Here is a 13,795-nt window from a genome sequence, read left to right as displayed (position 1 = left end):
CGGGGGCAGCCGGGCAGGGTCAATGCGCGAAGCCGCACACCCGGGGCGGATCGTCGCATACCCGGCACAAAAGCCGTCTCCCGAGGCCACACGGAGCCCTGGACGCCCCTTGCGCGACACGCGGGCGGCGGCACGGAAGAGCCCGCAGACTAGTACGAGGGAGCCGGTCATCCAAGAGCCCGCAACGTCCGAAGCCGTATCCGGGGTCGCATCCGGGGCCGAGGGAGCCGAAGGACCAGAACCCGAGGCCACCCGGCGTGCCGCCGGTGTCACGGAGAGTTCCCGCGCCAACCGCGGCTGGTGGGACCGGAACGCGGACGAGTACCAGACCGAGCACGGCACCTTCCTCGGCGACGACCGCTTCGTGTGGTGTCCCGAGGGGCTGGACGAGGTGGAGGCCGAGCTGCTCGGCCCGCCGGAGGACCTGAAGGGCAAGGACGTCCTGGAGATCGGGGCCGGCGCCGCCCAGTGCTCGCGGTGGCTGACCGCCCAGGGTGCCCGCCCGGTGGCACTGGACCTCTCCCACCGCCAGCTCCAGCACGCCCTGCGCATCGGCGGCTCGTTCCCCCTGGTGTGTGCCGACGCGACGGTCCTGCCCTTCGCGGACGGCTCGTTCGACCTGGCGTGCTCGGCGTACGGGGCGCTGCCGTTCGTCGCCGACCCGCGGCTGGTGCTGCGGGAGGTGCACCGGGTGCTGCGGCCCGGCGGCCGCTTCGTCTTCTCGGTCACGCACCCGCTGCGCTGGTCGTTCCCGGACGAGCCCGGGCCCGAGGGGCTGTCGGTGTCCGCGTCGTACTTCGACCGCACGCCGTACGTGGAGCAGGACGACGAGGGCCTCGCGGTGTACGTCGAGCACCACAGGACGCTCGGCGACCGGGTGCGGGACGTGGTGACGTCGGGGTTCCGGCTGGTGGACCTCGTGGAGCCGGAGTGGCCGGAGTGGAACACCTCGGAGTGGGGCGGCTGGTCGCCGCTGCGCGGGCATCTGATCCCGGGGACGGCGATCTTCGTCTGCGAGCGCGACTGAGCCGCGGCGGCATCGGCCCGGGTGCGGGTCCACGCGCGCGTGGAGGGCGGTTTCGCGGACGTACGACACTGGGGGCATGATCCGTTACGACGCCCTGGACGCGCTGCCCGTGCGCGGCGCCCTGCCCGCGCTGCACGACGCCCTGGAGGGGCCCGGCACCGCGGTGCTGGTCGCGCCGCCCGGCACCGGCAAGACGACGCTGGTGCCGCTGGCGCTGGCCGGGCTGCTGGGCGGGGAGGAGGCTCCCGCGCGGCGGGTGGTCGTCGCCGAGCCGCGGCGGATCGCGGCGCGGGCGGCGGCGCGGCGGATGGCGTGGCTGCTGGGCGAGAAGCCGGGCGAGCACGTCGGGTACACGGTGCGCGGTGAACGGGTGGTCGGGCGCCACGCGCGCGTGGAGGTCGTCACGACCGGTGTGCTGCTCCAGCGGCTCCAGCGGGACCAGGAGCTGACGGGCGTCGACGTGGTGGTGCTGGACGAGTGCCACGAGCGGCATCTGGACGCGGACACGACGGCCGCGTTCCTGTGGGACGTGCGGCAGGCCCTGCGGCCCGAGCTGCGGCTGGTGGCCGCGTCGGCCACGACCGACGCGGAGGGCTGGTCCCGGCTGCTGGGCGGCGCGCCGGTCGTCGAGGCGCCGGGTGTGTCGTATCCCGTCGAGGCCGTGTGGGCGCCACCGGCGCGTCCCGTGCGGCCGCCGCACGGGATGCGGGTGGACCCGGCCCTGCTCGCGCACGTGGCGTCGGTGGTGCGGCGGGCGCTGGCCGAGCGGGACGGGGACGTGCTGTGTTTCCTGCCGGGGGTCGGCGAGATCTCCCGTGTCGCCGGGCATCTGGGGGCGCTCGGGGACGTCGACGTGCTCCAGGTGCACGGCCGGGCACCCGCGGCCGTACAGGACGCCGTGCTGGCGCCCGGGGCGCGCCGCAGGGTGGTGCTGGCGACCTCGGTGGCCGAGTCGTCGCTGACGGTTCCGGGCGTGCGGGTGGTCGTGGACGCGGGCCTCGCGCGGGAGCCGCGCGTGGATCACGCGCGCGGGCTGAGCGCGCTGGCGACGGTACGGGCCTCGCGGGCGGCGGCGCGGCAGCGGGCGGGCCGGGCCGGCCGTGAGGCCCCGGGGGTGGTGTACCGCTGCTGGGCGGAGGCGGAGGACGCCCGTCTGCCGCGGTTCCCGGCGCCGGAGATCAAGGTGGCCGACCTGACGGCGTTCGCGTTGCAGGCGGCTTGCTGGGGCGACCCGGACGCGTCGGGTCTGGCGCTGCTCGATCCGCCGCCGGGCGGGGCGATGGCGGCCGCCCGGTCGGTGCTGGAGGCGGTCGGCGCGGTGGATCCGGCCGGCCGGGCGACGGAGCGGGGCGCACGGCTGGCCCGCCTCGGGCTGCACCCCCGGCTGGGCCGGGCGCTCCTGGACGCGGAGGAGCTGAGCGCTTCCAGGGCCGGCGGCTCCGGGGCGGACGCGGCCGGAGCGGCCCCCTCCACGACGGACGCCCCCGGGACGGCCTCCCCCCGGGCGGGCATCGCCGGGACGCACACCGCCGCCGCAGGCGATGACCGGACCGGCGGCTTCGAGGGCCGGGGAGCCGGGGTGGGTGAGGTGGTGGCCGAGGTGGTGGGGCTGCTGAGTGAGGAGGCGCCTCGGGAGTACGGGGACGACCTCCCGGCCGTCCTGCGGGCCGCTCGGCGCGGCGGGGACGCGTACGCGGCGCGGTGGCGGGCCGAGGTGCGGCGGCTGCGGGGCGCCGTGGAGGGCCGGGGCGGTGGACGCGGACGGCGGGTGGGCGAGGAGGCTCTCGCCGGACTGGTGGCCGCCCTGGCGTTTCCCGAACGGGTGGCCAGGAAGGACGGCGGTTCGTATCTGATGGTGTCCGGCACCCGGGCGGAGCTGCCGGAGGCGTCCGCGCTGCGCGGGGCGCCGTGGATCGCCGTGGCCGTGGCCGACCGGCCCGTGGGAAGGGGGCACGCGCGCGTGCAGCTCGGTGCGGTCGTCGACGAGGACACCGCCCGGCTCGCGGCCGGGGCACTGCTGACGGAACGGGACGAGGTGCACTGGGCCGACGGCGACGTGGTGGCCCGGCGTGTCGAGCGGCTCGGGGCCGTGGAGCTGGCGGTGCGGCCCCTTTCCGCCGCCGACCCCGGTCTCGTGCGGGGCGCGCTGCTGGAGGGGTTGCGGCGGGAGGGGTTCGGGCTGCTGCGCCGGTCGGCGGACGCGGAACTGCTGCGCCGACGGCTCGCGTTCCTGCGGAGCCACCTGGGTGAGCCCTGGCCGGACGTCACCGACGACGCGCTCCTCGCGCGCGCGGACGAGTGGCTGGAGCCCGAGCTGAGCCGGGCCCGGCGGCGGTCCGACCTGGGGCGGATCGACGCCGCGGAGGCGCTGACCCGGCTGCTGCCCTGGGCCTCCGGGGAGGCGGCGCGCCTCGACGAGCTGGCCCCCGAGCGGATCGCCGTCCCCAGTGGGTCCAGGATCCGGATCGACTATGCCGACCCCGAACAGCCCGTGCTCGCGGTGAAGCTGCAGGAGATGTTCGGGCTCCAGCGGTCACCGGAGGTCGCCGGGGTGCCGCTCCTCGTGCATCTTCTCTCCCCCGCCGGCCGTCCCGCCGCGGTCACGGCGGACCTGGCCTCGTTCTGGAGGGACGGATACAAGGGCGTACGGGCGGAGCTGCGCGGCCGGTATCCGAAGCACCCGTGGCCCGAGGACCCGGCCACGGCGGAGCCGACGCGGTACACGAAGGCCCGGCTCGGCAGGTGACCGCGACGGCCCGGCGGGGCGGAGGGCGCCCGCCGGGCCGGGCGGCCTAGGCCTCCGGTCCGGTGGACGGTTCGGCGGTGGGCGTCTCGGACGGGCCGGCGGAAGGGGTCCCGGACGGGTCGGTGGAGGGTTCCGGTGTCGTTCCGGCCGCCTTGGCCACCGTCAGGGTGACGTCGAGCGTGCCACCGCCCGGCGTGGTGAGGCGGAGGATGTACGTGCCCTCGGCGTCGTCGGCGAAGAGCTTCGGCAGCTCCAGCACGCCCTTGGCGTCGGTCTTCCGGCCGGTCAGCGTGCGGACGGCCTTCCCGTCGGCGTCCTTGAAGTAGGGACCCTTGTCGTTCTCGGTCGGGTCGGCGTCCGACTTGATGAGCGTCGCGGTGACGGCGACCTTGTCCGCGACCGCGCCCTTGAGCGTGGCCTTCACGGCGACCGGGTCGGCGAACTCGCCGCCCGGCGTGCAGGTCAGCTCGGTGTCGGTGGTACGGGTGAGGGTGTCGGCGACGCGCTCGGTGACGGTGGCCTTGTAGTCCAGGCCCGGGAGGGTACGGCCGATCACCGTGGCGCGGACGGTGAACTCGCCGGTCTGCTCGCCGGCCACCAGCGCGGGTGCCTCGGCGGTGCCGGAGGCGTCGGTGGTGACCGCGGCGAACTTGTCACCGCCGGTGAAGGCGGCGTCCGTGTCGCCCAGGACCGTGAAGCGGATGCGCACCTTGCCGACGGCGTCTCCGGCCTTGGTCTCGGCACGGGCGCTGATCCTCTTGGCGAAGGTGTCGCCCGCGGTCGCGGTGAGCCCCGTGGCGCCGGCGTTCTCCAGGTGGTGAACGGTGTCGGTGGGGGTCGGGACCGGCGTGGGGGTGCTGGTCGGCGGCTCCGGGTCCTTCGGGGGCTTGGTGCTCGGACCGCCGGGGTTGGTGGTCTCGCCCGACGTCGGCGGCGTACTCGGGCTCTTGCCCGGGCCGGGCGTCTTACCGGGGGCCTTGGGCGGGGTGCTCGTGCTCGTCCTGCCCGGCGCGGGACTGGCGCCCGCGCCGGTGTCGTCGCTGCGGCCGACCGGGAGGCTGCCGGTGCCGTCCGGGATCTCGTGGGTTCCCCTGCGGTAGTGCTCGAGCCACGACAGGACCGTGTTCAGGTAGTCCTGCGAGTTGTTGTAGCTGAGGATCGCGCGGTCGAGGTCGGCCTGGTCGGACAGGTTCCAGTCGTAGCGGCACAGGTAGTGGCCTGCGGCGAGCGCGGCGTCGTAGACGTTGTTGGGGTCTTCCTTGCCGTCGCCGTTGCCGTCGCGGCCCGCCCATGCCCAGGTGGACGGGATGAACTGCATGGGGCCCACGGCGTTGTCGTAGCTGCTGTTGCCGTCGTAGACGCCGTTGTCGGTGTCCTTGATGAGCGCGAAGCCGTTGCCGTCGAGCTGCGGGCCGATGATCTTGCCGATCGTGGTGCCGCCCGCGTCCACGCGGCCGCCGCGGGCCTGACCGGACTCCACCTTGCCGATGGCGGCGAGCAGTTGCCAGGGCAGGTTGCAGCCGGGCTTGGCACGGCGCAGCTCCGCCTCGGCCTTCTTGTAGGCGTCGAGGACGGTCGCGGGAATGCCGGCCTCGGGCGAGCCCGGGGAGGTGGGCGTGCCCGTGGTCGGGGCGGGGCTGGGGCTGTTGAGCGGCGGCAGGTCGGTGTAGTAGGGCGAGTTGCCGGTGGCGCTCTCCGCGGAGGGTGTGTCGGACGTCGGCACGTTGTCGGCGGTGGTCTGTCTGCCGTTGCCGTCGGCCGTCACGTCGGGAGCCTGGGACGCGGACAGGGCCGCGACCGCGACCGCCGCCACGGTGGTGGTGACCGCCGCCTTGCGGAGCCTCCTGTCGAAATGCGCCGCCATAGAGTGATCCCCTCCCCTGGACGCCCGCGCGTCCTTTCCCGTCCGTCTTCCGCTGTCGTGCTCGCCCGTTGTACCCGCTGTATCCGCCCTGTTGTGACGATCGTCGGGCACCGACGGTTGCACCGCACTCCTCCGAGCACGGTGTCCGTCTGTTCGACCCGTACGGTGCCGCAGGCGACCCTACGACAACTTGCTTTGCACGGGCACCCGTTCCTGCCCGATATTCACCACTTGGCCATATGAGCCCCAGGGCCGTGCTCAGTACGGAGCCGTACCTCCGCGTCGTGCGCCCAGAGGGTCGGCGCTCGCGACGAAGACGGTGAAGGTGCGGGCGGGGCGCGGCCGGGGCAGCAGGCTGAGGGTCAGGGCGAGGTAACCGCGGGCCAGGCCGGCCCACAGGCGCCAGGCGGGTGTCTCGTGCGGGGCGGAGGTGGCGGAGGTTCCGGGGACCGCGGGAGCCTTGCGGGCGAGGCTGCGGCGGAGGTCCTTCGCGGTGTGCCGCAGGGCCGTCGTGAGGGTGGCGGGGGTGCGGCCGGTACTTGCGCCCGGCGCGAAGACCGGGACGGGGAGGAGTGGCACGCGGGCGGGTCCGTCTGTGCGTGCCCGTGCCGGTGTTGTCCGGGGGTGGAGCATGCGTATACCCATGCCCGCATCCTCGGCGGAGAGCGGGGGCGGGGCGTTTCCTCGGGGGCCAGCGGAGTGACGGGGGGGGGCGGGGCACGGGTGTCCCGAGTGGAACAGGGGGGCCGCCCCCGGTCCGACAGGGCCGCCCGGCGTTGGCTGGGGGCGGGGGGGGGGAGGGCGCAGCCCGGCGTCGCCGGGTGCCTCCCCCACTCTCGGCTTCGCTCGAGCGGGGGGATCCCCACCGCCCACCCGTGCCGCCCCAGCGGCAGGGCGGCAGGGAGGCAGGGAGGCAGGGAGGCTAGTGCGCTGCCGACTCCCAGTCCCGGCCCGCGCCCACCGAGACCCCCAGGGGGACCCTGAGCCGTACCGCGTCGGCCATTTCGCGGCGGACCAGTTCCTCTGCCGTCGCGCGCTCACCCGGCGCGATCTCCAGGACGATTTCGTCGTGGACCTGGAGGAGCATGCGGGACTTGAGGCCGGCCTCGCGCAGCGCCTTGTCCACGTTGAGCATGGCGATCTTGACGATGTCGGCCGCCGTGCCCTGGATCGGCGCGTTCAGGGCCATGCGCTCGGCCGCCTCGCGGCGCTGGCGGTTGTCGCTGTTGAGGTCGGGCAGATAACGGCGGCGGCCGAAGAGGGTCGCCGTGTAGCCCGTGGCCCGTGCCTCGTCGACGACCCGGCGCAGATAGTCCCGTACGCCGCCGAAGCGCTCGAAGTAGGCGTCCATGAGGCCGCGGGCCTCGGCCGCCTCGATGTTCAGCTGCTGGGAGAGACCGAAGGCGGACAGGCCGTACGCCAGGCCGTAGGACATGGCCTTGATCTTGCGGCGCATCTCCGCGTCCACGGCCGACTGCTCGACGGAGAAGACCTGGGCCGCCGCGGTGGTGTGGAGGTCCTCGCCGGACGTGAACGCCTCGGTCAGGCCCTCGTCCTCGGACAGGTGGGCCATCACGCGCAGCTCGATCTGGCTGTAGTCGGCCGTCATCAGGGACTCGAAGCCCTCGCCCACCACGAAGCCGCGGCGGATGGCGCGTCCCTCGTCGGTGCGGACCGGGATGTTCTGCAGGTTCGGGTCCGTGGAGGAGAGGCGGCCGGTCGCGGCGACCGTCTGGTTGAAAGTGGTGTGGATGCGGCCGTCCGCGGCGATCGTCTTGATCAGGCCCTCCACCGTGACCCGCAGCTTGGCCTGCTCGCGGTGGCGGAGCATGATCACCGGCAGTTCGTTGTCCGTCTGGGCGGCGAGCCAGGCCAGGGCGTCGGCGTCGGTGGTGTAGCCGGTCTTGGTCTTCTTGGTCTTCGGCAGGTTCAGCTCGCCGAAGAGGACCTCCTGGAGCTGCTTGGGCGAACCCAGGTTGAATTCTCGTCCGGCCGCCGCGTGCGCCTCCTTCACCGCCTGCTGGACGGCGCCCGCGAACATCTGCTCCATCGCCTGGAGGTGCTCGCGGTCGGCCGCGATGCCGTGCCGCTCCATGCGGGCGAGCAGCGCGGACGTGGGCAGCTCCATGTCGCGCAGCAGGTCGGCGGCGCCGACGTCCGCCAGGCGGCCCTCGAAGGCCTCGCCCAGGTCGAGGATCGCGCGGGCCTGCACCATCAGCGCCTCGGCCTCGGCGCCCTCGTCCGCGCCGAAGGCGAGCTGTCCGTCGGCCGCGGCGGCGGGGGCCAGCTCGCGGTGCAGGTACTCCAGGGACAGCGCGTCCAGGTCGAAGGAACGGCGGCCGGGCTTGACCAGGTAGGCGGCGAGCGCGGTGTCCATACCCACGCCGGCGACGCTCCAGCCGTGCTCGGCGAAGACGCGCATCGCGCCCTTGGCGTTGTGCAGGACCTTCGGCCGGTCCGGGTCGGAGAGCCAGGCCCGGAACGCCGTCTCGTCGGCCTCGTCGGTCTCCGTCGGGTCGAACCAGGCGGCCTTGCCGTCGGCCGCCGCCAGCGCGACCTCGGTGACCGAGCCGGTGCCCAGGGCCCAAGTGTCGACCGTGGCCACGCCGAGCGGCCGGTCGCCGTGCTCGGTGAGCCAGCCGGCCAGCTCGCCCGTGCCGAGCACCGTGCCGTCCAGCTCCACGCCGTCCGCGACCACCGGGGCGGCCTCGGCCTCCTCGGCGCCCGGGTCCACGGCGTAGAGCCGCTCGCGCAGGGAGGGGTTCCGGATCTCCAGGGTGTCCAGGATCACCGCGACGCCCTTGCGGTCGTACGCCGTCCGCTCCAGGTCGGTGACCGTCTTCGGCAGCTCGACGCGCCGCTCCAGCTCGGTGAGCCGGCGGTTGAGCTTGACCGACTCCAGGTGGTCGCGCAGATTCTGCCCGGCCTTGCCCTTGACCTCTTCGACACGCTCGACCAGCTCCGCGAAGGACCCGAACTGGTTGATCCACTTCGCGGCCGTCTTCTCGCCGACGCCCGGGATGCCGGGCAGGTTGTCGGACGGGTCGCCGCGCAGCGCCGCGAAGTCGGGGTACTGGGCGGGGGTCAGCCCGTACTTCTCGAAGACCTTCTCCGGGGTGAAGCGGGTCAGCTCGGAGACGCCCTTGGTCGGGTAGAGAACCGTGGTGTGCTCGCTGACCAGCTGGAAGGAGTCCCGGTCACCGGTGACGATCAGCACGTCGAAGCCCTCGGCCTCGGCCTGGGTGGCGAGGGTGGCGATGACGTCGTCCGCCTCGAAGCCCTCGACGGCGAACCGGGGGACGTGCATGGAGTCGAGCAGCTCGCCGATCAGCTCGACCTGCCCCTTGAACTCGTCCGGGGTCTTGGAGCGGTTCGCCTTGTACTCGGTGAACTCCTCGGACCGCCAGGTCTTGCGGGAGACGTCGAACGCCACCGCGAAGTGCGTGGGCGCCTCGTCACGCAAGGTGTTGGCCAGCATCGACGCGAAGCCGTAGATCGCGTTGGTCGGCTGGCCCGTCGCGGTCGTGAAGTTCTCCGCGGGCAGCGCGAAGAACGCGCGGTACGCCAGGGAGTGCCCGTCCATGAGCATCAGCCGCGGTCGGCCGCCGGAGGTGCTGTCGGTCTTCTTCGATGCTGTCTTCGCCACGACACCGATCCTGCCACGTGGCACTGACAGCCGGTGCCGCGATCGCCGGTGGCACCAGCGCGGTCACTCCGGCTGCGGGTGCGTCGTGGCTGGTCGCGCCGTTCCCCGCGCCCCTGCGGGCGCGGCTCCCGCCCGGCGCCACTAGCTCGCCCTCGTTCCGCCGGCGCAAGCACTGCCTGCGGCCCCGCCCCGCCCCGCCCCGCCCCGCCCCGCCCCGCCCCGCCCCGAGCAGCCTCGCCGTGACCGGCGCGTGCGAGGATCGGAGACCTACTTCACAACGCGTAAGCGAAGGAGCGCGCGATGGCGACCAAGCCGCCCAAGGGCGACCCGGTTCAGGACGCGCCGCAGGTCTCGGAGCCGCAGCACGCGGCGGCGGGCATCCCGGCGATCGGCCACACCCTGCGGATCGCGCAGCGGCAGATGGGCGTGCGGCGGACGGCGCTGACGCTGCTGAGCGTCAACCAGAAGGACGGCTTCGACTGCCCGGGCTGCGCCTGGCCGGAGGGCGACCACCGGCACAAGGCGGAGTTCTGCGAGAACGGTGCGAAGGCGGTGGCCGAGGAGGCCACCCTGCGCCGGGTCACCCCGGAGTTCTTCGCCGCGCACCCCGTGGCCGACCTCGCGACCCGCAGCGGCTACTGGCTGGGCCAGCAGGGCCGGCTGACGCACCCGGTGTACCTGCCGGAGGGCGGCGAGCACTACGAGCCGGTCACCTGGGAGCGCGCCTTCGACATCGTCGCCGAGGAGATCACCGCCCTGGACTCGCCCGACGAGGCGGTCTTCTACACCTCGGGACGCACCAGCAACGAGGCGGCGTTCCTCTACCAGCTCTTCGCGCGCGAGCTGGGCACCAACAACCTGCCGGACTGCTCCAACATGTGCCACGAGTCGTCCGGCTCGGCCCTGTCCGAGACCATCGGCGTCGGCAAGGGCAGCGTCCTGCTGGAGGACCTCTACAAGTCCGATCTGATCATCGTGGCGGGCCAGAACCCGGGCACCAACCACCCGCGGATGCTCTCCGCCCTGGAGAAGGCCAAGGCGAACGGCGCGCGGATCATCAGCGTCAATCCGCTGCCCGAGGCCGGTCTCGAGCGCTTCAAGAACCCGCAGACCCCCAAGGGGCTCACCGCGGGCGCGTCCCTCACCGACCTGTTCCTGCAGATCCGGCTCGGCGGCGACCAGGCCCTCTTCCGGCTCCTCAACAAGCTGATCCTCGAGACGGAGGGCGCGGTCGACGACGCCTTCGTCGAGGAACACACGCACGGCTACGAGGAGTTCGCCGCGGCCGCCCGCGCCGCCGACTGGGACGACACGCTCGCCGCGACCGGTCTCACGCGCGCGGAGATCGAGGAGGCGCTGCGCATGGTGCTCGCCTCGAAGCGCACCATCGTGTGCTGGGCGATGGGCCTGACCCAGCACAAGCACTCGGTGCCCACCATCCGCGAGGTCGTGAACTTCCTGCTCCTGCGCGGCAACATCGGACGTCCGGGTGCGGGCGTCTGCCCGGTGCGCGGCCACTCCAACGTGCAGGGCGACCGCACGATGGGCATCTTCGAGCGGCCCGCGCCCGCGTTCCTGGACGCCCTGGAGAAGGAGTTCGGCTTCGCCCCGCCGCGCGAGCACGGCTACGACGTCGTACGGGCGATCCGCGCGCTGCGGGACGGCGAGGCGAAGGTCTTCTTCGCCATGGGCGGCAACTTCGTCTCCGCGTCCCCCGACACGGAGGTCACCGAGGCGGCCATGCGCCGTGCGCGGCTCACCGTGCACGTGTCGACGAAGCTGAACCGCTCGCACGCCGTCACGGGCGCACGGGCGCTGATCCTGCCGACGCTGGGCCGCACGGAGCGTGATCTCCAGGGTGGCGGCGAGCAGTTCGTCACCGTCGAGGACTCCATGGGCATGGTGCACGCCTCGCGCGGCCGGCTGGAGCCCGCGAGCCGGCAGCTGCTGTCCGAGCCGGCGATCGTGTGCCGCCTGGCCCGCCGGGTGCTGGGCGAGGGCAGCCGCACGCCGTGGGAGGAGTTCGAGAAGGACTACGCGACGGTCCGTGACCGCATCGGGCGTGTCGTGCCGGGCTTCGAGGACTTCAACACGCGCGTGGCGCATCCCGGGGGCTTCGCGCTCCCCCACGCCCCGCGCGACGAGCGCCGCTTCCCGACGGCCACGGGCAAGGCCAACTTCACCGCCGCGCCGGTCGAGTTCCCCGAGCTGCCCGAGGGGCGGCTGCTGCTCCAGACACTGCGCTCGCACGACCAGTACAACACCACGATCTACGGCCTGGACGACCGTTACCGGGGGATCAGGAACGGCCGCCGCGTCGTCCTGGTCAATCCGGAGGACGCCCGGAAGCTGGACGTCGCGGACGGTGCGTACGTCGACCTGGTGAGCGAGTGGCGGGACGGGGTGGAGCGGCGGGCGCCCGGTTTCCGCGTCGTGCACTACCCGACGGCACGGGGCTGTGCGGCGGCGTACTACCCGGAGACCAACGTCCTGGTGCCGCTGGACGCCACGGCGGACACCAGCAACACCCCGGCCAGCAAGTCGGTGGTCGTCCGTCTGGAACAATCGGCGACCGACTGAGCGTTTGCTCAGCTAACCGAAGCGAAGCGATGCGAAGCAGCCTGCCGGTCACCGCGACCGGCAGGCGGGCGGACGCACGGACGGATCGACGAAACGGAGCCGGCCCATGGGCGAGCAGCAGCAGGTGCAGTTCCCGCAGGAGGTCATCGACGAGTACGCCGCGCTCGGCGTCGACCTGCCCGCCCTGTTCTCCGCCGGGCACCTGGGGACGCGCATGGGCGTCCAGATCGTGGCGGCCTCGGCCGACCGGGTCGTCGGCACCATGCCGGTGGAGGGCAACACCCAGCCTTACGGGCTGCTGCACGGCGGCGCCTCGGCCGTGCTGGCCGAGACGCTCGGGTCGGTCGGCTCGATGCTGCACGGCGGCGCCTCCAAGATCGCCGTCGGTGTCGACCTGAACTGCACCCACCACCGCGGCGTCCGCTCCGGCCTGGTCACCGGGGCGGCCACGCCGGTGCACCGGGGGCGGTCGACGGCGACGTACGAGGTCGTGATCAGCGACGAGCAGGACCGCCGGGTGTGCACCGCCCGGCTGACCTGCCTGCTGCGGGACGTGAACCCCGGCGACGGGGCCGGGGCGGGCAAGGCGGGCTGAGCCGTACGCCCGCCCCCGGCGGCCCCGTGACGGCCCGTCAGCACCCTCGTGCCGCGCGCCCCGGGCCCGCGCGCCACGGGTCCGCGGCACCCCCTGACCGTGGCACGCCCCCTAACCGTGGCACGCCCCCTGACCGCGGGGCGCACTCCTGACCGCGGCATTGCCCCCGCTCGTCCCGCGCCCTAGCGTCGGGCCATGGGACGGGGAGGGGTGCTCCGGCCGGGACTGGCGGCACTGGGGCTGGTGATGGCCGTCGCGGCCGCCGGCTGCGGCGGCTCCGGTGACCCGGTGGGCGCTTCCGCCGGTGCCGCGCACAGCGTGCCCGCGCCGTCGGCGACGTCCGGGCCCCCGCGCCCCCTGTCCGGCACGGAGTTGTGCGTGAGCGCCGTCGGGTACTGGGCGCACGAGATGCTGGACGGCGGCGAACCGTACGGCGACTATCAGTCGATGGGACTGTCCAACCGGCAGTACGACATCCTGCGCCAGGTCGTGGAGGCGGCACGGGCCGCTAAGCGGACCCAAGGCGTTCGCGCAGCCGAAGAGTTGATCGGCCGTCAGACGCGTGAGGCATGCACCGAGAGGTACCGCGACGGCGGTCCGAGCCGCGGTCCGTGGCGGTCATGAGCGGCGTGGGCCCCGTCGAGCCCGGCGAGCACACCCTCGTCCGGGAGACACCGCCGCCCCGGCCGCGCGGACGGCTGGCCCTGCGCTACGAGCGCCACCGCCGGACCGTCCTCGCCTCCGCCACCGTCCTCGTCGCCCTGGCGGGCGGCGGCTACCTGTACGCGAGCCGGCCGCAGCCGCGTCCCGCTCCCCCGCCGCCCTACCCGTCGCAGGCGATCGACCTCGTCTACGTGGCGCCGGTGACCGGCCCGCCCGGAGCCGCGGCCGACGGCTTCAGCTTCACGGTGCTGCTGAGCGTGCGGTCGGGCCCGCCCGTCACCGTGACGCGGCTGACCCAGCCCTACGACGGCCTGTCGGCGACCTCCTCCCCCGCGGCACCTTTCCAGACAAAATCGCATTCCGCCCGCAAGATCATTGTCACGCTCCGGGTGACGGAATGTGAAAAAGCGCCCCGGAATCCCGGACTCCCTTTCCTGGATGTAACGCTGCGTAATGCGCGCGCAATAGAGGCGCACAGTTTCATCCTGGGGACGCGCTATGCGCGGGACCTCTCCCGAACCCTTGCGGTCGCCTGCGGCAACGTTTCCAGGTAATCACCAAAACGCCCCAGACACCTGAACACGCACCGTCGGTCCTGCGGGTTCTCAGCATGCGGACAGGGCGAATCGGCCTGAATTCAGCCCTTCTTCCCAGCCAGTACCGCTCTGCAATAC

At 73.5% G+C, this 13,795-nt stretch carries 9 protein-coding genes; 6 read left to right on the top strand and 3 right to left on the bottom strand.

Features of this window, described 5'->3' with window-relative positions:
- The first annotated feature begins 22 nt into the window (after positions 1-22).
- Together Sco07f_RS29495 and Sco07f_RS29490 are read left to right on the top strand one after the other, a co-directional pair.
- On the top strand, positions 23-1,027 hold the full coding sequence (locus Sco07f_RS29495) for a methyltransferase domain-containing protein (protein ID WP_381502835.1): 1,005 nt from the start codon (positions 23-25) through the stop codon (positions 1,025-1,027).
- A 76-nt stretch (positions 1,028-1,103) separates the two neighbouring features.
- Positions 1,104-3,773: an ATP-dependent RNA helicase gene (locus tag Sco07f_RS29490; RefSeq protein WP_108989636.1), complete on the top strand. Its 2,670-nt coding sequence runs from the start codon at positions 1,104-1,106 to the stop codon at positions 3,771-3,773.
- A gap of 46 nt (positions 3,774-3,819) precedes the next feature.
- Here the strand turns inward: Sco07f_RS29490 and Sco07f_RS29485 are convergent, their stop codons facing one another.
- The 3 genes from Sco07f_RS29485 to polA form a co-directional block, all read right to left on the bottom strand.
- Positions 3,820-5,637, bottom strand: coding sequence for a lytic transglycosylase domain-containing protein (locus Sco07f_RS29485; protein WP_108989635.1), 1,818 nt, complete (start codon positions 5,635-5,637; stop codon positions 3,820-3,822).
- Between the two features lie 258 nt (positions 5,638-5,895).
- Positions 5,896-6,216, bottom strand: a complete 321-nt coding sequence (locus tag Sco07f_RS29480) for a hypothetical protein (protein ID WP_244942164.1) — start codon at positions 6,214-6,216, stop codon at positions 5,896-5,898.
- A gap of 343 nt (positions 6,217-6,559) precedes the next feature.
- Complete coding sequence (gene polA, locus Sco07f_RS29475; RefSeq protein WP_108989633.1) at positions 6,560-9,283, bottom strand: DNA polymerase I; 2,724 nt, start codon at positions 9,281-9,283, stop codon at positions 6,560-6,562.
- Between the two features lie 300 nt (positions 9,284-9,583).
- On the opposite strand from polA, the gene Sco07f_RS29470 reads away from it, so the two are divergent.
- The 4 genes from Sco07f_RS29470 (at position 9,584) to Sco07f_RS29455 (ending at position 13,675) form a co-directional block, all read left to right on the top strand.
- Complete coding sequence (locus Sco07f_RS29470; RefSeq protein ID WP_007448379.1) at positions 9,584-11,863, top strand: FdhF/YdeP family oxidoreductase; 2,280 nt, start codon at positions 9,584-9,586, stop codon at positions 11,861-11,863.
- A 106-nt stretch (positions 11,864-11,969) separates the two neighbouring features.
- Positions 11,970-12,458 carry a PaaI family thioesterase gene (locus Sco07f_RS29465; protein ID WP_108989632.1) on the top strand — a complete coding sequence of 163 codons (489 nt, stop codon included), beginning with the start codon at positions 11,970-11,972 and terminating at the stop codon, positions 12,456-12,458.
- Positions 12,459-12,653: 195 nt separating this feature from the next.
- Positions 12,654-13,082 (top strand): hypothetical protein, encoded by a 429-nt coding sequence (locus tag Sco07f_RS29460; protein WP_174855430.1) that lies wholly within the window; start codon positions 12,654-12,656, stop codon positions 13,080-13,082.
- Positions 13,079-13,675, top strand: coding sequence for a Tat pathway signal sequence domain protein (locus Sco07f_RS29455; protein WP_087793045.1), 597 nt, complete (start codon positions 13,079-13,081; stop codon positions 13,673-13,675). Before Sco07f_RS29460 ends, Sco07f_RS29455 begins: the two co-directional genes overlap by 4 nt.
- Positions 13,676-13,795: the final 120 nt, after the last annotated feature.

It is taken from the genome of Streptomyces coelicoflavus (genome assembly GCF_003112555.1).
Classification (GTDB): Bacteria; Actinomycetota; Actinomycetes; order Streptomycetales; family Streptomycetaceae; genus Streptomyces; species Streptomyces coelicoflavus.
The sequence above is the reverse complement of the archived record's forward strand: the minus strand, read 5'-3'. Positions and strand labels throughout refer to the sequence as shown.

What these genes read in the sequence shown, in the direction of transcription:
- Sco07f_RS29495 (WP_381502835.1), top strand. Translation starts at nt 23, where the DNA reads ATGCGCGAAGCCGCACACCCGGGGCGGATCGTCGCATACCCGGCACAA.
- Sco07f_RS29490 (WP_108989636.1), top strand. Translation starts at nt 1,104, where the DNA reads ATGATCCGTTACGACGCCCTGGACGCGCTGCCCGTGCGCGGCGCCCTG.
- Sco07f_RS29485 (WP_108989635.1), bottom strand. Translation starts at nt 5,637, where the DNA reads ATGGCGGCGCATTTCGACAGGAGGCTCCGCAAGGCGGCGGTCACCACC.
- Sco07f_RS29470 (WP_007448379.1), top strand. Translation starts at nt 9,584, where the DNA reads ATGGCGACCAAGCCGCCCAAGGGCGACCCGGTTCAGGACGCGCCGCAG.
- Sco07f_RS29465 (WP_108989632.1), top strand. Translation starts at nt 11,970, where the DNA reads ATGGGCGAGCAGCAGCAGGTGCAGTTCCCGCAGGAGGTCATCGACGAG.
- Sco07f_RS29460 (WP_174855430.1), top strand. Translation starts at nt 12,654, where the DNA reads ATGGGACGGGGAGGGGTGCTCCGGCCGGGACTGGCGGCACTGGGGCTG.
- Sco07f_RS29455 (WP_087793045.1), top strand. Translation starts at nt 13,079, where the DNA reads ATGAGCGGCGTGGGCCCCGTCGAGCCCGGCGAGCACACCCTCGTCCGG.